Origin of the sequence: Stenotrophomonas sp. CFBP 13725, assembly GCF_014841935.1 — a bacterium.
Lineage (GTDB): Bacteria > Pseudomonadota > Gammaproteobacteria > Xanthomonadales > Xanthomonadaceae > Stenotrophomonas.
Genome location: NZ_JACYUV010000001.1, coordinates 230,193 through 251,300, shown reverse-complemented (window position 1 = coordinate 251,300; position 21,108 = coordinate 230,193). Strand labels below are relative to the sequence as shown.

Sequence of the window (21,108 nt, the reverse complement as noted above, 5' to 3'; positions counted from 1 at the left end):
GCCGGGCCTGCGTACAGACGGTGCGTCTGCAGCAGCGCCATCGCGTAGATGACGCTGCCAAAGGCGTTTTCACACGCTTCGCCTCCGCTGCACTTTGATCCGCGTCGCATTGAGTCGACGGAGGGCGTAAGCCTCACCCTGCTTCGGGCAATTCCCGCAAGCGACCTGACCGGCTTAACGAAAAGATTGCCCGGCTCCGACCGAAATCCGACCTGTGCCCCCCCAAGATCGCCGCCATCCTTCATGCCGGCGTTCTACTTCGTGGCCCCTCCTTCCCCCTCGCCTGTCGCCGCAGGTCCTGCTGCCCTCCCCTACCGTGCCCTGGCCCGTGGTGCCGTGCTGGATCGCCTCGGAAGCTGGCATCCGGCGGTAAGCCAGGAGCGGCTGATCCTGCTGGCCAGCGTGTTCTTCGCGCTGGTCAGCAATGGGCCGTTCTGGCGCGCCTCCTACGCCCTGCATCCCGGCAATCTGCTGTTCGGCCTCGCACTGAGCGGCCTGCTGATCACCGCAAACGCGGTAGTGCTGTCGTTGCTGGTGTGGCGCTGGAGCGCAAAGCCGCTGCTTACCGTGCTGTTCTTCACTACGGCGCTGGCCGTGCACTACATGTCGACCTATGGCGTGTACATGGACGCGGACATGGTCCGCAACGTGCTGCAGACCGATGCAAGGGAGTCACGTGAGCTCATCACGCCCGGGCTGATCCTGCCGCTGCTGGTCCATGCCGTGCTGCCGACACTGGCGGTATGGCGCGTGCGCATAGTGCCGCGCCGGATGATCCGCACCGCGTGGATACGCCCCCTCTTCATCGTCGGCCTGCTGGTCGTGGGTGCCGGCTCGGTCCTGCTGGCCTCTGCCGACGTAGCATCGATGCTGCGCAACCATCGCGAGATCAAGTATCTGGCGACGCCGCTGAACTACCTCATCGGCCTTGAGCAGAACCTGCGTTCGAACTCGCCGATCAAGAGAGCCCCCAGGACGCCCATCGCACAGGATGCCAAGGCGGGGCCACACGCGCCAGGCGCCAGGCCGCGCCTGTTGGTGCTGGTGGTCGGCGAGACCGTTCGCGCGCAGAACTGGGGCCTCAATGGCTACCGCCGGCAGACCACGCCGGAGCTTGCACAGATCGGCGTGGTCAACTTCCCGGACATGCATTCCTGCGGCACCAGCACCGAAGTATCGGTGCCGTGCATGTTCTCCCGGCTGGGTCGGCGCCACTACGACGAGAACGAGATCCGGTCGGAACAATCGCTGCTCAACGTGCTGGATGGGGTGGGCATCAAGACGCTATGGCGCGACAACCAGTCCGGCTGCAAGGGCGTCTGCGAGGGCACGGCCTTCGAATCACTGGCCGATGCGAAGGACCCCGGCCTGTGCGCGGACGGCCGCTGCATGGATGAGGTGCTGCTGAAGGGACTTGCCGAGCAGGTGCGTCTCACCCCGGGCGATCGTGTCGTCGTGCTGCACCAGCTGGGCAACCATGGCCCAAGCTACTTCCAGCGCTACCCGGGCAACTTCCGCACCTTCACCCCGCCCTGCGAGAACCCCGAACTGGGCAACTGTCCGCGCGAGCAGATCGTCAATGCCTACGACAATGCCGTGCTTTACACCGATCATTTCCTGGCGCGTGCGGTCCATGAACTGCAGGCGATGGATGACTACGACACCGCCCTGATCTATGTGTCCGACCATGGCGAGTCGCTGGGTGAAAAGGGCCTCTACCTGCACGGGGTGCCGTATGCCATCGCACCGGCTGAGCAGACGTCGGTGCCGATGGTGATGTGGTTCTCACGCCACTTCGCCCTCGACCGCGGCCTGGATACGCGCTGCTTGGCAGAGCGGGCGCGGCAGCGCACCGACCACGATGTACTGTTCTCTTCGGTACTGGGTCTGTTGCAGGTGACCACGTCAGCGTACGACCCCGCACAGGATGTGTTCGCATCGTGCGTCACGCCGACGACCAGGGCCTGACGCATGCCGTCCGTGCACTCCCCCGCCGGGCCAACGAACCGCATCGCCGCCGCCAGCGTGTCGACCGCGTTCCTGACCACGGTCATCGCGCGCTGCTGGCAGCCGCTCCTGATGCTGATGATCGCGCTGAGCCTGGCGGCCGGGCTTGGCCTGCGCGCGCCGTCGCCCCCCGACGAGCCCCGTTTCGTGCTCGCCGCCAAGGCAATGATCCGCACCGGCGAGTGGCTGATACCGCACCGGGGCACGGAGATCTACGCGGAGAAGCCCCCGGTCTTCATGTGGCTGCAGGCCACGGCGTACCAGCTGGTACACAACTGGGACATCGCCTTCCTGCTGCCGTCCCTGCTCTGCGCCTTGCTTACCCTGTGGATGACATCGCGCATCGGCCGCATGCTGTGGAACCGACGCGTGGGGCACCATGCCGCCCTGGCCGTGTTCGCCACCCTGCAGTTCGGGCTGATGGCCAAGCGCGGTCAGATCGACATGGTGCTGGTGGCCATGACCACCGCCTCGCTGTGGGGGCTGCTTGCGCATCTGCTGCGCGGCCCACACCGCGCAGCCCTGTTCTGGGGTGCCGCAGCGGCCGGGCTCGGCACGGTGACCAAAGGCGTCGGCTTCCTGCCCCTGCTGATCCTGCTGCCGTGGATGATCCTGCGTCTCGGCCACCGGGTTCCCGCGCTGCCCGGCAGTGCGTGGCAGTGGCTGCTGGTCCCTGCCGGCTTCGCCACCGGGCTGGCGGTGTGGCTGGTGCCGCTGGGCATCGCAGTGCTGCAGCCCCACGCCGCCGAGCTCGACGCCTATGTGCGGGAGATCCTGTTCCGGCAGACGGCCACCCGCTATGTAGGTGCATGGCATCACCTCCAGCCGGCGTGGTACTACCTGCAGGTCATCGCCACCCTGTGGCTGCCCGGTTGCCTGCTGCTGCCCCGGCTGGTGCCGGCGTGGGCACGACGGGTCGCGCGCGGTGACACCCGGCAGATACTGCTGATCAGCTGGGTGGTACTCGTCCTGCTGTTCTTCAGCGCCAGCCCGGGCAAACGCGAGGTCTACCTTTTTCCTGCCCTGCCCCTGCTCTGCCTGGCCGCTGCGCCGTTGCTGCCAGGTTTGCTGCGCCAGCGCTTCGCGCGCATCGTGCTGCCCGGCTTCACCGCGCTGATCGGCGCGGCGTCGTTGGTGCTGGCGATGGCCATCCTGATGCAGGCCAGCTGGATTCAACCCGCGCTGACCGGACGCGATCTGGACCCCGACGCCACCACGGCGATCGGGTACTGGGCCGGTGCCTTGGGCGCGGCAGTGCTGGCGCTGGCCGCCGTGTTGCGTGGACGCCAGCCGGGCCTGTTGGCAGTGCTCACGATGGCGTGTATCTGGACGGTGTATGGGGTGGGTTTCATGCCCGCGCTGGACGATGCGGCATCTGCCCGCCAGCTGATGCACCGCGTGCTGCAGACCATTGGCCCAACGGCCGAGCTGGGGTTGGTGGACTTCCGGGAACAGAACTACCTGCAGGCTGATGGCCGGGCAACCGACTTCGGCTACCGGCAGCCCTGGGATGTGCAATGGCGCCGCGCGCGCAGGTGGGTGGACGACGCACCGTCCCGGCGCTGGATCCTGGTCACCGACAAGGCGCTGGGACCCTGCGTGGACACTCGCCAGGTCCGCGCCATCGGCCAGTCCAACCGCAACGCGTGGCAGCTGGTCCCCGCTACGGCGCTCATCCACGGATGCGAAAGCACGATCAACAGGGGTGATATCGATGAATGACAACGCAGGCGTCTGGCCAATCCCGGGTCGTGGGCGTTCGCTGCTCGGCGCGCTGGGTATCGGCAGGCATGTGGTGCTGCCGCTGTCTGGCCTGCTGCTCGGTTCACTGGTGCTGATGCAGTGGCACGGCGACCAGGCGGTGGCGTCGGCACTCTATGCGATGCAGGGCCATCAGTGGGCGTGGAAAGACCAATGGCTGACCGAACAGCTCATCCATACGGCGGGCCGCGACCTGTCCATCACCGCAGGCCTGCTGGTGCTGCTGCTGGCCATCATCGCGGAGTGGTGGACCCCACTTGCCGGGTGGCGCCGGCCGCTACTGCGGCTGTTCGCCTCGGTGGCGCTGTCCACGGTGGTTGTCTCGTTGCTGAAGAAATCCACGGGGATGGATTGTCCGTGGGACCTCATCGACTACGGTGGCACCCGCCCTTTCCATGGACTCTTCGCGTCACGCTCGGCCGGTACGGTGTCCAGCGGCTGCTTCCCGGCGGGCCATGCCAGTGCAGGTTACGCTTGGATGGCGCTGTACTTTCTTGCGCTGGAGGTTCGCCCTCGTCTGCGCCACCTGGCACTGGGGCTGGGCGCTGGGCTGGGCCTGCTGTTCGGCCTCTCCCAACAGCTTCGCGGAGCGCATTTCATGTCGCATGATCTGTGGACTGCAGGCCTGTGCTGGTTCATTGCGCTGGGCCTCTATCTGCTCAGTCCACCACTTCGATATCCAACCCCTGCAGCAGCCGTACCGCTTCAAAGCGGCTGAACTTCGCGTGGCGCACGACATTGTTCAGCACATCGATGTCGTAGTTCGTGGCTTCGCTGAAGTCCGCTTCGCTGAGGTCGGTGCGGCCGAACAGTGCACTGCTGAAATCGCTGAAGGTGAGGTCCGCCGCACGCAGCCGGGCCTCACGGAAGTCCACCGCGTGCGCCTTGCAGCTCTGCAGCACCAGTGCGTCCAGGGCCAGCCCGAAGAAACTCGATTCGTTGAGCACGCAGTCACGGAAACCGACCTGGGCATCACGCGTGAGCCGCGACCAGTCCACGGCCGTCCAGTTGATGCCGACCAGACGGCACCGCTCGAACACCGTGCTGGTGAAGCGCGTCGAGGACAGCTGTGCGTGGTTGAGGGTGCTGCCCTGGAAGCTGCAGTCGATGAAGCGGCAGCGACGAAGCGTTGCGCTGGACAGATCGCAGTCGACGAACGTGCAGGATTCGAATTCGATGCCGTCGAGACGTGCATCGGCAAGCGCCAATGCCGTGAAGGTTTTCAGGTAGTACGCCGTTTCACCGTCCACCAGCGCGCTTGCTGCGCTGCCCTGCGTCTGCATGCTCATTGTCTCTTTCGTGCGGCGGCGCACAGCATACGTCAGCACGGCGGAAGGCGCGGCGCATCCTGTCCGCGCGCTTCCGACCCCCTTCAGCCGCGCTGTGTACAGCGCAGCCTGCCCTGCTCTCAGAGCTTCATGTTCAGGCCGACGAACACCGATCGCCCCGCGGCCGGCGAGAACATCGGCTGGGCCTGCTCCCAGAAGAAGCTGTCGTACCACGCGTAGGCATACGCGCGGCCGGTGGCGTTCTTCACCTGCAGATCGACGCTCCATCGCGGATTGATGTCATAGCGCGCGCTGAGATCCAGCACGGCGAACCCACCGAACTTCCCGGCGACGTTGCGCTCTTCGAGGTAGTAGTCGCCCTGCGCCCTCCCCTGCATGCCCAGCTGCAAGGCCTCGGTCGCCTGGTAATCGATGCCGATGGTGCTGATGTGACGCGGAACCGCTGCCACCTCGCGCCCCTGCAATGACAGCGCGGGGCCACGGCCATCCCGCTTGATCTTCGCTTCCTGGTACGCGTGCGAGGCCCACACGGTCCACGCATCCGCGAGTTGCGCACTGATCTGCGCATCCACGCCCCGCCGCTGCGTCTTGCCGAGCGTGATGGTGGTGCCGGTGGCCGGCATGTTGGACGTTTCGTTTTCCGCATCCTGTTGCCACACCGCCACGCGGGCCTGCGAGCGGGCGAAGGGGCTGAACTTCAGACCCAGCTCCATCCCGGTGTTGGTGGACGGCTCCACCGCAGCCTGTCCCGGCGTCAGGTAGGCCGGCGCGGTCGGTCCGGTCAACACCTGGAAGGTACGGCCCCAGTTGGCGTAGAGGTTGGTGTCCGCGCCGAGGGCGTAGACAACGCTCAGCTTGGGCTGGTTGATGGTGCCGTAATGCTGCAGCTCCCCGGTGATGCCGCCCGGCAGGCGCGTGTTTCCGTCGAAGCGGTCCACGCGGAAGGCCGGTACGATCTTCAGCGCCGCGGTGGGTTGGTAGATGGCCTGTACGTAGGCGCCCCAGTTGTCCAGGGTATGACGGTCGTCGCTCTGCACGCGTGCCGGCGGGGCGTCGAAATCGGTGGGCTCGCTGTAATTGAAACGCTGGCGCAGGTAGGCGTTGTCCTGGTGCTCGTAGTTGATGCCACCTTCCACGGTCAGGTTGCTGCGTGCCTGCCACGTCAGCGTGCTGAGCATGCCCACCTGTGTTTCGTTCCATACACGTCGCTGGCGTGGCGCGTTGCCGGTGGGCAGGTCGCTGAAAGTCACCTTGCGGTCGTCTTCATACCGGTTGTAATACAGCTTCGTGCTGGCCAGCAGATCGTCCGCAAGTTTCAGGTCCACGTGCACACCGAGCGTCCGCATGTCACGGTCATCGCCGTCGTTGGCATTGCGGCGCTGCGAGGATCTGCGGTCTGCCCTGAGCTCTTCGGCCGTCATGAAGCCGGGCTCGTCCGCCTCGTGGTGGTAGGCCCTGGCCGTCAGCCCGATGCGCATGCCCTCATCCAGGCTTCCGTAGAACCACTTGCCGCCCAGCGAATATTTCTGCGAGGTATCGTGGTCGCGGTAGCCGTCCGAGGCCTGCGTGCCGATGAAATAGTTCTGCGCGAAGCCGTTCGACTCACGCCCCACGGCCAGCTGGGCATCGCGGGTGTTGTAGCTGCCGTAGGACAGTCGACCGTCCGTGTAATTGCCGCCCTGGCGCGTGCCGAAATTGACGTTGCCGCCGATGTTGTGCAGGCCATAGCGCGGATCGTTGGTCCCCCTGACGACTTCGATGTAGCTGATCTCAAGGGGAAACAGCATGTCGATGAAGCGCTGGTTGCCGCTGTTGACGTTGCTCGGCATGCCGTCGATGAGCGTTTTGATGGCGTTGAGATAGCCCTCGCCGTTGAACGCACGGAAGCTGACCTTGCCTGATTCGGCGCCCTGGCGCGTCTCGGTGAGCTGTATCCCGGGCATCTGGCCCAGCAGCTCCCAGCTGTGCTGGACGTTCTTGTCTTCGATCTGGTCAGCGCCCAGCACGTCCACCGAGGTCAGCACCTGGTGCGCCGTCAGCTGCGCTTCGCCGTGTTGGTGGACATCGACCTTGCCGAGCGTCAGGGCGGAGCCAGCAGATTGCGCGTGCGCGTCCGGCGTGCACACCACCGCAGTGATCGCGGCGGCCAGGACGTGGATCTTCATCAGGGAACTCATCGGGCAACTCATCGGTGAAAGGAAAGGGGGTGAACAGGCAAGAGAACGATCAGCGATCCGCGTCGAAGCGCGGCGCCTTGTCGTAGTCCGGTTCATGGAATGGGGTATCGGTGAACAGGAAACCGTAGAAATAGCGACGCAGCTGCGCGTGGTAGTCGCGCACGCGATCCTGGTAGGCCAGGTGCGCCTGCATGTCCGTGTCGGCCATGCGGGTCAAGGCCACCTGCAGCCCCACCGGCGGCAACAGCCACCCTAAAGTGGATGCCGCGGCGGTCCGCTGCTCGATGCCCTGCCGGTAACCGGCAACCAGGGGTGCCACCGCATCGTCGCCATTCTGGTGGAACGCCAGATACCACTTGTAATGAAAGTCGGTGCCCAATGGCGGCGAGTCGCGCCATTCGGGATACGCCGCGTAGAAGCGACGCATGGTGTCCTCGCGCGGAATATCCCACGCGCCATTGACCGCCTCGCGCTGCGCGCGGGCGATGCCGGCGCCCTGCTCCACCGGAATGGCCCGCTCAATGCCCACGTTCGCCAAGGCAGGCCCGACCAGCGCGACCACCACCCACAGCGAGGCCAAGGTGGCCGCATTGACCCCGGAGTTCCAGCCGCGCCACGCCACCAGCAGGCACAGTCCGGCCCAGAACAGCAGGTAGCCCGCCGCCAGCGCCAGCACGGCCAGTATCTGGCTGGCCGCCACCTGCTGCTGCAGTGCCACGACCAGGAAAGGCAACCCTGCGCAGATCCACAGCGCGGCCATCCGCACCGTCGCCCGGCGCGCGTAGAGCCGGCCCATCCGCAGTGGCAGGCTGCGCAGCATGCGTTCGCGACCGGTCTCGGTTTCGGCCGAGCGGATGTCGTGCATCAGGGCGATCACGAACAGCGGCAGCAGGAAGGTCAACAGGAAGGCGAAGTCGAAGCGACCGGCCAGTGCAAGCTCTGGATTGAACGTATCGCCATCGTGGATCTGCGCCTCCAGGCCGAGGGCCCGCACGCGCAGGATGTAGGGCGACACATCGCGCATACCTACCGCGGCGAAGGCCAGCGGCGACGGCGGATTCCACGTGGGATGGAAGCTGTAGTACGCCGCACGCCCGGCATCGGTGGAATCGCCGTGCCCGGCGGACACCGCGGCCAGATCCTCCGCGTGCAGGGCGCTGATGCGTGCGATCGCCTCGCGTTGGCTGTCCATGCGTTGCACGCCCGCCACCAGGCTGGCCAGCGCAAGCAGGCTGAGCAGCACCAGCGCGGCAGCAGCCACCCGCGAGCGCAGCATCATGCGCAGCTCATACCGCCAGAGGCTCATCGCACACCTCCCAGCCGCCGGATGGACCCACCCATCAGCAGCGCACCGGCCAGCGCCCAGCCAAGCAGGCTGAGCAGCGGCCACAGCAGGGATCGCAGCACGCCGTCGGGCGGCTGCGGCGTGTAATGGAACGTAGGGATTTCCTGCCACTGTGCGCGATCAACGCGCTTGCGCTGGTCCGCTCCGGCATCGCTGGCGGTGTCGTCCGCATAGGACACCGCATCCGCCTGCATCTGGTTGAGCTGCTGCACTAGTCCATAGCGATGCTGCTCGGCCTGGTCCATGAAGCGCAGATGGGCGCGCAGATCGGTGGCCGCTGCGGCCATCGACAGCTGTCGGATGGCGATGACCGGGCTCAACAGCGCGAAGCGGCTGACCAGCGCATTCTGCGCATGCTGGAGGTGGGCGCTGTGCTCGGCGTACCGATTGAACAGCGTCGAGGTCAGCCGCTCCCCTTCCACGGCCAGCAACCCTTTGTAGTTGACGGGCAGATCCTCTATCCGCGCCACGCCATACTGGTCCAGCACACGCTGGCGGAAGCCGGCAAAGTACGGATCGGCTGGATCATGGCTGTCGCCCATGGCGCGCAGGTCGCGCGCGATGCCGACCTCAGTCTGCAGCCGGTCCGGCAGCGCGAAGGCCGTATAGGCCACGTCCGGTGCGATGCGCGGCACCAGCAGTGCTACCACGGCCCAGCCCCCGATCATGCCCAGCAAGGCATCGCGTCGTCGCGGCAGCAGGGCCGAAACGGCGGTGATCACGAGGCACCATGCCGCCAGATAGAGCGCGTATCCCGCCAGCACGCCCAGCGCCACGAGCGCCGACGCCGGCGCACCCACGGCCAGCCACCCCAAGCCCAGCGCAGCGGGCAACAAGAACGCCGCCGCGATGATCAGCAAAGCCAACAACTTGCCGCCGACAATCGCGCGGCGGCTTGCCCCCTGCAGCATCAACTGGCGCAGTGTCCCGCTCTCGCGCTCCTGCGCCAGAAGGCCGTGGCCGAGGAAGATGAGCACCAGCGGCGCCAGGATCTGCAGCACGAAGGCCGGGGTGAGCTGTCCGAAGCGGGTCAGGATCGAGCTCTGCATGACATCACCGAAGTTGGCCGTGTTCTGCCGATGGCCTTCGAGGAACATGCTGCTGCCGGTGAAGGGGTCGACGCCGGGATCAAAGGCGGCCAGCGCCGACGGCAGCCGGTAGACGAAGTGACCGTAGTGAACGACACGATGCGGATGCCGGTCCGGCTGCGCATCGAACGCGGCCTGCGCCTCCGCCTGCTGGCGAGTGCGATGCTCGGCCGCTGCCGCCATATGGTGGAGCGACACGACCGTCGCGGTGACGGTCAACGCGACCATCAGCACAATGCCGGCCAGCGCCGTGCGCTGCCTGACCAAGGCGCGCAGTTCGTTGCGCATCACCGAGAGCAGTGCACTCATGCGGCGCGTTCCCGGCCCGCGAAGTGCGCATGCAGCGTCCGCAGGTCGAAATCCCTGCGTTCGGCTTCATACACGATGCGGCCATGGTCCAGCACGCCGATGCGATCGGCGATCTCCACCGCCCCCAGCAGATCGTGGGTCACCATCAGCACCGCGGTGCCACGTGCCCGGACCGGTTGCAGCAGCGCGTGGAAATCCGCACTCGCGCCGGGATCCAGGCCGGACGTCGGCTCGTCCAGCAGCAACAGAGGCACCTCGCGCATCAGCGCCAGCGCGATGGCCACTTTCTGCCGCATGCCTTTCGAGAATCCGGAAAGACGTTGCGACCACGCGGCTTCCTGCAGGCCCGCCGCACGCAGTGCGTCGGCGATTGCGCTTGCAGGCTGGCGGCGACCACTGAGCGAAAGCAGGTAGTCGACGTTCTCCACCGCCGTGAGGTGGTCATACAACGCCACGTTCTCCGGCAGATAAGCCAACTGGGCACGGGCGCGCTCGGGATCGGCCCATGGCGTCAGGCCTGCCACCCGCACGTCCCCTGCGGTGGGCCGCACGAAACCGAGCAGCGCCGACAGCGTGGTGGATTTTCCGGCGCCGTTGCCCCCCAGCAATGCATAGATGTGCCCGCGATCAACCGTCAGGTCAAGGCCGGACAGCACCGATTTGCCGGCAAAGGAAATGGAAAGGTCGCGGATCTCGACAACAGGCGTATCGGCAGGCACAGGCAGTCCCTCTGAAAGCAGGTCGCGCAGCCTATCACGATATGATATTACATAACATTCCCGTGATGAGACGTAGGCCGCTGGGCTTCTCCTCGCACCGGGTCAGCTCGCCGGTTCCGATTTCAGCAGTTGCGCCAGCCTCGCCACGATGATCGCGCGCTCGGCTGCATCCAAGGTGCCGTTGTACATGGCCTCGTAGATCCAGAGGCCATCGGCAGCGAGGCGTGCGATGAAGGGGTCCCATGCCGAAGGCGCGTCAGTGCCCGCTGCGGGCGGCGACGGCGCCCATCGCAGCATGGCCTCGTTCCACGGCGCGCTGCCGGTCTCCGGATCCATCGATTCCAGCATGAACAACAGCTCGGCCCGGGTAGCGCTCTGTGCCGACACCCGCATGTAGGCCTCGTAGCGCTCCACGGCAGTGGTCTGCGCTGTGGGCTTGCCTGCGAGCGCCTCCATGGAAGCTTCCCAGGCCTGCACCAGATGCGCATCGATGCCGCGCAGCAATGCCTCGCGCGAGGGGAAGTGATACAGCAGTCCACCGCGGGTAAGCCCCGCCTCGCTGGATACCGATTCGAAGGTCACCGCGCGCACGCCCTCGCGGTTTATCACGCGGACAGCGGCGTCGAGGATGCGGGTTTTGTTGCTGGCTCTCATCGGCTCAATGTACGGGATGGTTGCGCGCTTCGGCCACCGTCGGCGCGCGGCGCAGCAGCACGCCGGTGAGGATCGCGCCCGCCGCCAGCACCAGTGCGATCACGCCCAGCACCGTCTGGTAGCCGCGGTCGTAGGCCACGCGCACATCGTCCAGCCACGCCGGTGCGGTGTTGCCTGCCGCCTGCAGAGCGTGGCTGATGCCATCGCGCGCGGCAGCCGGCAACGACGCATCCACCGGCAGGAACGCCGTATACAGTGCGGCACCCAGGCTGCCGAGTATCGCCACGGCAAGCAGGCCGCCGAACTCGTACGCCACCTCTTCCACCGAGGACGCCATGCCGGCGCGGTGAGACGGCGCGTTGCCGATGATGGCGGTGGAGGCAACCGAGATCGTGGCGCCCATTCCGATCCCGGTGAGTGCCATCCCGCCGATGACCCAGCCCAGTCCGTGCGGGAACCCGAACACGATCACCGCCACGCCCACGGCACCACAGGCGAGGCCGCCGCTGATCAACGGTCGCAGGCCCACCCGATGCAGGATGCTGCCGCCCAGCAGGGCGCTGGGCAGGCTGCCCAATGCCGCGACCGATACCAACAGGCCCGCCTGCAGGGGACTGAATCCAGCGATGAGCTGGAAGCGCTGCGTGGTCACCAACTGCAGGCCGGCCAACGCGAACAAGGTAAACACGGCCGCCAGCGTGCCCGACAGGAAGGCGCGGTTACGGAAGATCGCAAAATCGAGCAGCGGATACGGCAAGGTCTGTTGACGACGCACGAAGGAAGCACCTGCGATCACCGCCACCAGCAGCGCGATCGCGCCGGTGACCCAGGCGGGCGGCACCGCGATCCAGGACTTGATGGCCAGCACCAGCCCGGACAGCGCGACGAGGGCGAGCAACGACGAGGCGACGTCCCACGTGCGACTGGCATCGGGCACGCCCTTTGGCGCGAGCACCAGGGTGGCGATGATCGCCAGCACCACCACCGGCACGTTGATGAGAAACACCGAACCCCACCAGAAGTGCTGCAGCAACAGACCGCCGATGATCGGCCCAAGGGCTGCGCCGATGATCGCGACCGAGCCCCAGATCGCGATGGCGAGGTTGCGCTCGCGCTCTTCGTGGAAGGTGAGGCCGATCAACGCAAGCGTCGCCGGCATCATCGCCGCAGCCCCCACCGCCAACGCGGCGCGCGCACCGATCAGCTGGCCCGCGGTCTGCGAGAACGCCGCCCCCAGCGAGGCCACGCCGAAGGCGACCAGCCCGGCCAGGAACATGCGGCGATGTCCGATACGGTCACCCAGCGTGCCGGCACCGAGCAACAGGCCGGCCATCACCAGCGGATAGGCGTTGATGATCCAGAGTTGCTGGCTGTCGCTGGCGTCCAGTTCGCTGGCCAGCGTGGGCAGCGCCGTATAGAGCACGGAGTTGTCCAAGGTGACCAGCAACAGGCCGGCCGCCACGGTGAACAGCAGACTCCAACGGCGGGCAGGAGAAAGGAGGGTCATGAGGGCGACACGAGACGAGGAATGATCAAACTATACCGGACGTCCGGTATAGTTTGTGAACGCCGCCCGCCGCAGCCGCTATCAGCGCCCTGCCGCGCCGGTCAGGCGACAACGAACGCAAGCGTGTAAAATCCCGTCTTTTGGCCCTTCCGAACATGGCGAAACCGTCACACCGGCCGCCCGTCGCAGGGCCTCCCCTGATCCGCACCCTGGCCCGCTTCGGCCACCCGCCGCTCTCCTCCGACAGCCCCGCCCTGCCCGCCGCGCTGGGCAACTGGGTCGACTGGAACCGCGCGGTCGCCCTGGCGCGCGCGCTGGACGGCGCACTGCCACCGGCTCCCGACGTCGCCGCGACGCTGACGCGTGAAGCCGTCGAGGAGGAGTGTGCGCGTGTGCACAGCGCACACCGCGACGCGGTCCACGCGCTGGTGGAAGCGCTCGACGATTCACTCGACGCGGCGGAACTGCAACGCCGGCACGCCACCCTGCAGCGCGGGCAGCTCACGAGCACGGGCCGCCTGCGCGGCCGACTGCGCGATCTACTGGCGCAAGGGGACGCCCAGTGCGCGCGCCTGGCCGAGATCGATGCGGTGATGGAACAGGCACTGGCACCACGCGAGTTCCGCTTGCTGGACGCGCTCGGTGCGCGCCTGGCCGCCCATGCCAAGGCCACCCTGGCACCCGCCGATCCGGAAACCGGTGACGACACGGCACCCGGCACGGCTTCCCCTCCTTCCGCGCCCTGGCCGGCGGCACTACGCGACGATGTGCGCGAACTGCTGCTGGCCGAGCTCGACCTCCGCTTCCACCCGATCGAGGGGCTGCTTGCGGCCCTTCATCCGCACCGAGCAGGACCCCATGCTGCGTAACGCCTTGCACCTGATCATCTTCGTCCTCGGCCTGAGCGCCGCCCTGTGGATCGGCGTCGGCTATATCGGCCACCACGCCGTGGGCGCGGCAGTCGCCTTCCTCATTGCAGGCTGCTACTGCGTGGGCGGGATGGAGCTGCTGCAGTTCCATCGTGCCACCCGAGCGCTTGCCACCGCCGTGGCCGACGCAGGCAGTGCCCGCGATGACCTCGGCAGCTGGCTGCTGCGCTTGCCGGAGGGGCTTCGCACCGGTGCCCGCCTGCGTATCGAAGGAAGCCGCGCCGCCCTGCCCGGCCCGGCGCTGACGCCCTACCTGGTCGGCCTGCTGGTGCTGCTGGGCATGCTCGGCACGCTGCTCGGCATGATGGCGACCCTGCGCGGCACCGGTGTGGCACTGCAGAGCGCGACCGACCTTGCGGCCATCCGCGGCTCGCTGGCCTCGCCGGTCGAAGGACTTGCGGTGGCGTTCGGCACCTCGATTGCCGGCGTCGCGGCATCGGCCATGCTCGGCCTGCTGTCGGCGCTGCTGCGCCGCGAGCGCCACGCAGCCGTGCAGGCGCTGGACCTGCGCATCGGCAGCGACCTGCAGGCCCACGGACAGGCATGGCAGCGCAATGAAAGCCTGCGCCTGCTGCAGGGCCAATCCGACCTGCTGCCCACCCTCGTGCAGCAGATGCACGCCTTGGTAGAGAGCGTGCAGCAAGCGAACCAGGCCAGTCACGCGCAGTTGGATGCGCGGCAGGACGCGTTCCTTATCCGCCACGAACAGGCACAGCAGCAGCTGACCCAGCAGATCCAGTCCGTCGTGGACGGCATGCAGCAGGCAAGCGCGGCCAGCCACGATCAGCTTGCCGCGCGCCAGGAGGCGTTCCTGACCCGCAACACCGAGGCGCAGGTGCAACTGGCCGACGCGCTGAGTATGTCGCTCGAGCGTGCCGTGACCCGCGGCAGTGAAGCCATCGGCAGTGCCCTGCAGCCCCTGCTGCAGGAAACGCTGGGCAGCCTGGAAGATACCGCCACGCGCACACAGACAAGCGTGACCTCCGCCGTACAGCAGCAACTGGACGGCGTGCAGGCCGCCATCGACCGCGTATCCACCGAGGCGGATCGTCGCGTGGACATCGCGCTGCAGGGCCAGCAGCAGTCCAGCCGGGCGCTGCTTGATGCGCTGCGTGGGTCGCATGACGAAGTGATCGAGCGGCAGCAGCAGCGCAACGAGGAGCTGCTGCAGCAGATCGATGCGCGCCAGCGCGAGCAGCAGCAACGCCTGGGCAGCGAATGGTCGGCGCTGGCGGAGCGCCAGCAACAGGCGCTCGCGGCCGTGACAGAACACGCGAGCCAATCCGCACAGGCGTCCCTGCTCGCCCAGCAGCACCTGGTCCGCGACACGCTGGCCGACCTGCAGCAGCGCCAGGAAGCACTGATCGAGCGCGCTGGCGAAGGCGACGCCGCCCGGCTGGCACAGTGGTCGGAGGCCTTCGCCACGATCACCGAACAGACTGCCCTGCGGTGGGAACACAGCAGCGAACAGGCGCGCCAGCAGCAACAGCAGATCATCGCCACCCTTGAAGCGGCCGCGCGCGGGATCAGCGAAGAAGCGCGCGCACAATCCAGCGCGACCATCACGGAGATTGCGCGCCTGCTGGAAACGGCAAGCGAGGCGCCGCGTGCCGCCGCCGACGTGGTTGCCGAGCTGCGCCAGCGCCTGTCCGACAGCTTGGTGCGCGACACCGCCCTGCTGGAAGAGCGCGCGCAGTTGCTGGGCACGCTGGGTACGTTGATGGAGTCGATCCAGTCTGCCTCGCTGGCCCAGCGCGGCGCCGTCGATGACCTGATCACCAACGCACAGGGACTGATGCAACGCACCGGCGAGCACTTCGCCGAACAGGTCGACGCACAAGCACAGACCCTGCAAGCCGTGATCACCGGCGTAAACGATGCCGCCACCGGCACCCGCGCGCTGGCCAGCGGGCTGGAAGGCGCGGTGACCACGTTTGCCGACAGCAGCACATCACTGTCCGCCCACCTGCAGCAGCTCGCCGGTGCGCTGGATGCCTCGCTGGCGCGCAGCGACGAGCAACTCGCTTACTACGTGGCGCAGGCACGTGAAGTCGTTGACCTCAGCCTGTTGTCGCAGAAGCAGATCACCGAGGAACTTCGCCAGCTGGGCGATGCACGTGGCGCAGCAGGTTCGGCATGAGCCTGCATGACGAACTGGAAGACGAAAGCAGCACCCCCATCTGGGCGGCGTTCGGCGACCTGATGTCGGTGCTGCTGGGCGCGTTCGTCCTGATCCTGGTCGGCGTGGTCGCGATGCAACTGGAACTCACCAGCCGGTTGGACGCAGAGGTAAAGCAGCGCGAAGCCGCCGAGCAGACGCTGGAGCAGGCGCTGGCCGGCCCCTTGGCGGGCGGCCGCGTGACGCTGGTGGATGGGCGCATCGGCATCAGCGGGAACGTCCTGTTCGCACTGAACTCCGATCAGTTGCAGCCCGAAGGACGCGAGGTGCTGCGCAGCCTGGCCGGACCGCTGAAAGGCTGGCTGGCGCAGCGCCAGGACATCCTGATGGTCAGCGGGTTCACCGATGACCAGCCGGTCCACGCCCACAACCGCCAGTTCGCCGACAACTGGGAGCTGTCGGCGCAGCGCTCGCTTACGGTTACCCGGACGCTGATCGCCGAAGGCCTGCCCGCATCTGCGGTGTTCGCCGCGGCCTTCGGCGCCGAGCAGCCGGTCAGCTCCAATGCGGACGAAGCCGGCCGCGCACGCAACCGCCGGGTGGAAATCGCACCGATGCCGCGACCCGGCGCGAAGGCGCCCACCGATGGCCACTGAGCAGGACGTGCAGGGATTGGCGGGCCTGGTCAGGCGGCTGGACGAAGCGTCAGCGTCCGCCGCGCACTATCCGCACCTCCCTGCCTTGCAGCCGCTGCGCGATGCCTGGCAACAACTGCACGCCGACAGCCGCCTGCGCATCGCCTTGCAGCAGACCCCCGCCGAAGGCGGCCCGCTCAATTCGGCCGTCCTGGTGCACCGGATGCTGGACACGATGCACGCGCTGTCGCCAGAGTACCTCCGTCACTTCATCGCCCACGCCGACACGCTGGCCTGGCTGGAACGCTTGCCACCGGCCAACGCAGCAGCCACCAAGCGCCCGCCCCGCAAGCGCGGCAAAGCCGAGCGGTAGAGCCGAGCGGTAGAGCCAACTTCAGTCGGCTTACGGACAGCAGCCGACTGAAGTCGGCTCTACCAAGAGCAGAGCAGCGCCGCGCGTGCGCGGCACCCACGTATCAGCAGCACCGCGGACGCCCCAGCGCAGCCGAGATCGTCGGTATCGCGGTAGAGCAGACTTCAGTCGGCTGCGGGCAGCATTGCGGTAGAGCCGACTTCAGTCGGCTTACGGACACCAGCCGACTGAAGTCGGCTCTACCAAGAGCAGAGCAGCGCCGCGCCGCGCCGCATGTATCCCACCCACGTATCCGCAGCCCGTGGAAGCCGAGGAGCAGCGCAATCCGGGCGCCCCGTCAATCGGGACGCCCGCGCCGTACCGCGATCACGCGTCGCGCTGTGCCTGCAAACGCGTCAGGTCAGCAAAACGGGACAGCGACATCAGGTGCTGGTGCACCAGGCCCAGCCAGCCATTGCGGTGCCATTCCAGCACCACTGCATCGGGCAGCGCCTGCAGCTTTTCCACGTCCACCACACTGAAGCCCTGCAGGGTCAGCTCGCGACCGTTGGGCAGGCGCACATTCGCATTGCGCACGGCCAGCAGGTCGTGTTCGATCAGCGCCTTGGAAAACGCCTGCGTGCGGTCATGCTCGCCCGTGAAGCGGCCGCAGAATTCCATCGCCTGCTGCAGCAGTTCGCTCGGCTTGCCGTCAACGAACAGCGCTTCGCCTTCCGTGCCGCCCTTGACCAGGCGATCACTGTCTTCGTCCACACCCAGCACGAAGTTCTGGCTGCCATCAGTGTCAATGAAGATGAAGGGATGACGGCGCACGTAAGCGGGCACGTAGGTGTCCGGCTCCCACTTGCCATCGGTGATGAAGAGGTTGGTTTCCGTGACACCCGTGGCGGCCATCGGCACCGCGCCGGGGCCAGCGAACAGGATCGGGAAGTGATGCAGCGCCAGCGAGAACTCGCCGACGATCAGCGGGATCGCATTGCTCTTCGCCGCAAAATCCAGCTTGCCCGGCAGGATGCGCAGGTCACCGTGGATGTCGGACTGCAGCGGCACCGGGCGGCTGTAGAACAGGATGTTGCTGCCTTCTGCGGGCGGGGTGTCGTTGCCGGTCGTCATCGTGGAATGCCATCTCTACTCGTCGCGCCAGCCGTCCCGGGCGCGCATGCGGGTGGAACTTCAATCCCGCATTATCAACAAGCCGTGTTGCAATCACCACCCCGTCACGAATGACTCATTTCAGTTGCAGCGGATAACGCTGCCACAACACGTGCACGAGGAAGCCGGTGAGCTCGGCATCCTTGCCGCGGATGGACGAGCGGATCTTGTCCAGCAGCACCATGTCGCTGCACTTGCGCACGTCAGCATGATTGGCCTGGCCCGCCCGACGTGCACGGTAGCGCGCCGCGCGCTGCGCATCGCTCATCGCATACCCGAATTTCGGCGGCCTGCCCCGCTTGCGCGGCAGGGACAGTTCAAAGGTGCCGGGGTCTTTATCGTCGCGCATGCGGGGGGACAGATGAAACGGCCGCGCACTTTATCGTGAGGCATCACTTTAATCCAGCTTTTTCGTCACGAATCCGCTTGATTTCAGGCGTCTCGCCACTGTGTTTCAACCGCCCGCACACACGTGGCGCACCGCTAGCTGCTATTGATGCGAATGCTTCTTGATTGCATCATTGCCCGGGTGGCGTTACGCTGGCTGTCACCTTCATCAACCGCAGGGCCCCGCGCACCTGGATCTGCCTGATCCGTGCTGCGCCGGCCGGCACACGCACGCCCATGACCCAGACCGCACGCGCCCCGCTGTTCTCTCTTTCATGCCACCCGCTCGCCCTCGCCTGCGCGCTCGCCGCCTTCGCACCCGCTGTCCACGCGCAGCACGGCAGCGCTACCGAGCTGGATGCAGTCCGTGTCAACGCGTACCGCGCGGCGAACAGTGTCAGCAGTGCCACGAAAACCAGCACGTCGGTTGCCGAAACACCGCAGTCCGTGTCGGTGATCGAACGCGCCGAGCTGGATGCGCGCGGGGTGCAGTCGCTCAACGATGCCATGCGCTACGTGGCCGGCGTCAGCCTTGAGAGCTCGGGCATCGACAACCGCGTCGACGATTTCCGCATCCGTGGCTTCGATGCGGGTAGCTGGGCGAACAACGTGACCCTGGACGGGATGCGTGCACCGCAGGGCAGCCAGTGGAACCGCAGCATGTTCGACAGTTGGAACCTGGAGCGCGTGGAAGTGCTGAAGGGACCGTCTGCGGTGATGTACGGCCAGGTCGCACCCGGCGGCATGGTCAACCAGGTCAGCAAGACGCCGCAGCCGGACCAACGTCAGCAACTGCGACTGGGGCTGGATGCGCACGGTCAGTACAGTGCAGCGTTCGATGTGGGCACCGGCACCGACGATGATGCGCACCTGGTGCGCCTGGTCGGCCTGTATCGCGACGGCGACACGCAGATCAAGTACACCGAGCAGCAGCATTGGTTCCTGGCGCCGAGCTACACCTGGCAGATGGCCGAGCGCACGCGCATCACCCTGCTGGGCATGTACCAGAAGGACGACGGCGGATCGACCTACCAGTTCCTGCCGATGGATGGCACGCTGCGCGCCACGTCGCAGGGGCACATGAAGAACACGACCTTCATCGGCGAACCGGACTGGAACACCTTCAACCGCACCCTGTGGACGGCAGGCTGGATGTTCGAGCACGCCTTCAATGACCAGCTGACCTTCAGCCAGAGCGCGCGCCGCACGCACGTGGAGTCCCTTTATCGCGGCGTAGTAACCAACGGCGCACTCAACGCCGACGGCCGCACGCAGGCACGACGCGCGACCTACGGCACCGGCGATTCCGATGGGGACACCTTCGATACGCGCCTGCAGGCGCGCTTCACGACGGGCATCGTCGACCATGTCGCGCTGCTGGGCTGGGACTGGCAGCGTGCGGACTGGGAGGGCGTGCGCGGCGCGATGAGCAGTCCGCGCCCGATCGACATCTTCAACCCGGTCTACACCGGCTACGTGCCGCAGGTCACCTCACTCAGTCCCACCGAGGGCAGCAATCGGCAGAGTGGTGTCTACCTGCAGGACCAGCTTGCGCTGGGCAACTGGCGGTTGACGCTGGGAGGGCGTTACGACTGGACCAAGGACGACGCATCGAGCGCGACACGCAATCCGATCACCGGCGCAACGGTCACGCAACCGCGCAGCGTGATCAAGAATGAGGCATTCACCGGCCGCGCGGGCCTGCTGTATGTGTTCGACAATGGGCTGACGCCGTATGTCAGCTATGCCGAATCGTTCCAGCCCTCCTCCACCAGCCCGCTGAACAACTTCGCCGGGACTGCATTCGATCCGGTGACGGGCAAACAGTGGGAGGCGGGCATCAAGTACCAGCCCGCTGCGATCGATGGCCTGGTCACGCTGTCTGCGTTCGACCTGCGCCAGCAGAACCTGCTCACCCAGGATCCGGACCCGAGCCACAACACCTGTGGCGCCACCGCCAATGCGCGCTGTTCGATCCAGGACGGTGAGGGGCGGGTGCGTGGCGTGGAACTGGAGGGACGCGTGACGCCGTTCGAAGGCTTCAGCCTGATCGGCGCCGCTACGTGGATGGATTCGGAGATGACCCGCTCTGACCAGTACCAGGGCAAACAGCTGATCATGGTGCCGGACTACACCGCCTCGTTCTGGGCGGACTACACGTTCCGCGGCGGCGCGCTGGATGGCCTCAGCCTTGCCGCGGGCACACGCTACAACGGGCGCAGCTACGGCGACAGCGCGAACCTGTACCGCATTCCCGGTTACACCCTGTTCGACGCGGCCATCCGCTACGACGTGGGCCGCATCGGCAACAGCGATCTGCAGCTGGCGTTGAACCTGAGCAACCTGGCTGATCGCCGCTACGTTTCTACGTGCACCACGGTGTCATCGTGTTATTACGGCAGCGGCCGCACGGTGATGGCGACCGCACGTCTGGGTTGGTAACAGCAGAAGCCGGTTGTTCGTTCCGGCCCCGCGATGTCGGACACAGGCCGCGCTGCGCGCTCGCCGACCATGGGTCGGCGCTACCGATGCAGCACCGCGCTGTAGCTACCCGGTAGCGCCGAGCCGTGCTCGGCGGCTTTTCGTTCCGGCGCCGCGATGTCGGACACAGGCCGCGCTGCGCGCTCGCCGACCATGGGTCGGCGCTACCTCTGCAG

General features: G+C 66.7%; 17 protein-coding genes. 8 read left to right on the top strand and 9 right to left on the bottom strand.

Annotated features, from left to right (window positions below):
- Nucleotides 1-243 precede the first annotated feature (243 nt).
- The 3 genes from IFT65_RS01035 to IFT65_RS01025 are packed head-to-tail and all read left to right on the top strand — an operon-like array spanning nucleotide 244 to nucleotide 4,486.
- Nucleotides 244-1,968 carry a phosphoethanolamine--lipid A transferase gene (locus IFT65_RS01035; RefSeq protein ID WP_192079423.1) on the top strand — a complete coding sequence of 575 codons (1,725 nt, stop codon included), beginning with the start codon at nucleotides 244-246 and terminating at the stop codon, nucleotides 1,966-1,968.
- A 12-nt stretch (nucleotides 1,969-1,980) separates the two neighbouring features.
- Complete coding sequence (locus IFT65_RS01030; protein ID WP_342365820.1) at nucleotides 1,981-3,729, top strand: glycosyltransferase family 39 protein; 1,749 nt, start codon at nucleotides 1,981-1,983, stop codon at nucleotides 3,727-3,729.
- Complete coding sequence (locus IFT65_RS01025) at nucleotides 3,722-4,486, top strand: phosphatase PAP2 family protein (protein WP_192079421.1); 765 nt, start codon at nucleotides 3,722-3,724, stop codon at nucleotides 4,484-4,486. Before IFT65_RS01030 ends, IFT65_RS01025 begins: the two co-directional genes overlap by 8 nt.
- On the opposite strand, the gene IFT65_RS01020 is transcribed toward IFT65_RS01025, so the two are convergent.
- The 7 genes from IFT65_RS01020 to IFT65_RS00990 all read right to left on the bottom strand — a co-directional run bounded on the left by IFT65_RS01020 (nucleotide 4,428) and on the right by IFT65_RS00990 (nucleotide 12,856).
- Nucleotides 4,428-5,057, bottom strand: coding sequence for a pentapeptide repeat-containing protein (locus IFT65_RS01020; RefSeq protein ID WP_197973940.1), 630 nt, complete (start codon nucleotides 5,055-5,057; stop codon nucleotides 4,428-4,430). The genes IFT65_RS01025 and IFT65_RS01020 overlap by 59 nt on opposite strands.
- 119 nt (nucleotides 5,058-5,176) lie before the next feature.
- Nucleotides 5,177-7,222, bottom strand: a complete 2,046-nt coding sequence (locus IFT65_RS01015) for a TonB-dependent receptor (RefSeq protein WP_192079419.1) — start codon at nucleotides 7,220-7,222, stop codon at nucleotides 5,177-5,179.
- A 61-nt stretch (nucleotides 7,223-7,283) separates the two neighbouring features.
- Nucleotides 7,284-8,540: a DUF3526 domain-containing protein gene (locus IFT65_RS01010; protein ID WP_192079417.1), complete on the bottom strand. Its 1,257-nt coding sequence runs from the start codon at nucleotides 8,538-8,540 to the stop codon at nucleotides 7,284-7,286.
- The gene (locus IFT65_RS01005; RefSeq protein ID WP_192079415.1) at nucleotides 8,537-9,976 is read right to left on the bottom strand and encodes a DUF3526 domain-containing protein; all 1,440 of its coding nucleotides are present in this window, start codon (nucleotides 9,974-9,976) and stop codon (nucleotides 8,537-8,539) included. The genes IFT65_RS01010 and IFT65_RS01005 overlap by 4 nt, the downstream gene beginning before the upstream one ends.
- Complete coding sequence (locus IFT65_RS01000) at nucleotides 9,973-10,695, bottom strand: ATP-binding cassette domain-containing protein (RefSeq protein WP_192079413.1); 723 nt, start codon at nucleotides 10,693-10,695, stop codon at nucleotides 9,973-9,975. The genes IFT65_RS01005 and IFT65_RS01000 overlap by 4 nt, the downstream gene beginning before the upstream one ends.
- A gap of 102 nt (nucleotides 10,696-10,797) precedes the next feature.
- Nucleotides 10,798-11,349: a TetR/AcrR family transcriptional regulator gene (locus IFT65_RS00995; protein ID WP_192079411.1), complete on the bottom strand. Its 552-nt coding sequence runs from the start codon at nucleotides 11,347-11,349 to the stop codon at nucleotides 10,798-10,800.
- Between the two features lie 4 nt (nucleotides 11,350-11,353).
- Nucleotides 11,354-12,856 carry an MFS transporter gene (locus tag IFT65_RS00990; RefSeq protein ID WP_192079409.1) on the bottom strand — a complete coding sequence of 501 codons (1,503 nt, stop codon included), beginning with the start codon at nucleotides 12,854-12,856 and terminating at the stop codon, nucleotides 11,354-11,356.
- A gap of 155 nt (nucleotides 12,857-13,011) precedes the next feature.
- On the opposite strand from IFT65_RS00990, the gene IFT65_RS00985 reads away from it, so the two are divergent.
- From IFT65_RS00985 to IFT65_RS00970, 4 genes are read left to right on the top strand one after another with little or no spacing between them, the layout of a single operon-like run.
- Nucleotides 13,012-13,725, top strand: coding sequence for a DUF3348 family protein (locus tag IFT65_RS00985; protein WP_192079407.1), 714 nt, complete (start codon nucleotides 13,012-13,014; stop codon nucleotides 13,723-13,725).
- On the top strand, nucleotides 13,715-15,925 hold the full coding sequence (locus IFT65_RS00980) for a hypothetical protein (protein WP_192079405.1): 2,211 nt from the start codon (nucleotides 13,715-13,717) through the stop codon (nucleotides 15,923-15,925). The genes IFT65_RS00985 and IFT65_RS00980 overlap by 11 nt, the downstream gene beginning before the upstream one ends.
- Before the next feature lie 2 nt (nucleotides 15,926-15,927).
- Entirely contained in the window at nucleotides 15,928-16,560 is a 633-nt protein-coding gene (locus IFT65_RS00975; protein ID WP_188327277.1) for an OmpA family protein, read from the top strand.
- Entirely contained in the window at nucleotides 16,550-16,912 is a 363-nt protein-coding gene (locus IFT65_RS00970) for a DUF2894 domain-containing protein (protein WP_192079403.1), read from the top strand. Before IFT65_RS00975 ends, IFT65_RS00970 begins: the two co-directional genes overlap by 11 nt.
- Before the next feature lie 366 nt (nucleotides 16,913-17,278).
- Here the strand turns inward: IFT65_RS00970 and IFT65_RS00965 are convergent, their stop codons facing one another.
- The gene (locus tag IFT65_RS00965; RefSeq protein WP_188324061.1) at nucleotides 17,279-18,025 is read right to left on the bottom strand and encodes a SapC family protein; all 747 of its coding nucleotides are present in this window, start codon (nucleotides 18,023-18,025) and stop codon (nucleotides 17,279-17,281) included.
- Nucleotides 18,026-18,140: 115 nt separating this feature from the next.
- Nucleotides 18,141-18,413: a hypothetical protein gene (locus IFT65_RS00960; RefSeq protein ID WP_188324062.1), complete on the bottom strand. Its 273-nt coding sequence runs from the start codon at nucleotides 18,411-18,413 to the stop codon at nucleotides 18,141-18,143.
- 275 nt (nucleotides 18,414-18,688) lie between these two features.
- On the opposite strand from IFT65_RS00960, the gene IFT65_RS00955 reads away from it, so the two are divergent.
- Entirely contained in the window at nucleotides 18,689-20,893 is a 2,205-nt protein-coding gene (locus IFT65_RS00955) for a TonB-dependent siderophore receptor (RefSeq protein WP_192079401.1), read from the top strand.
- The last annotated feature ends 215 nt before the right edge of the window (nucleotides 20,894-21,108 follow it).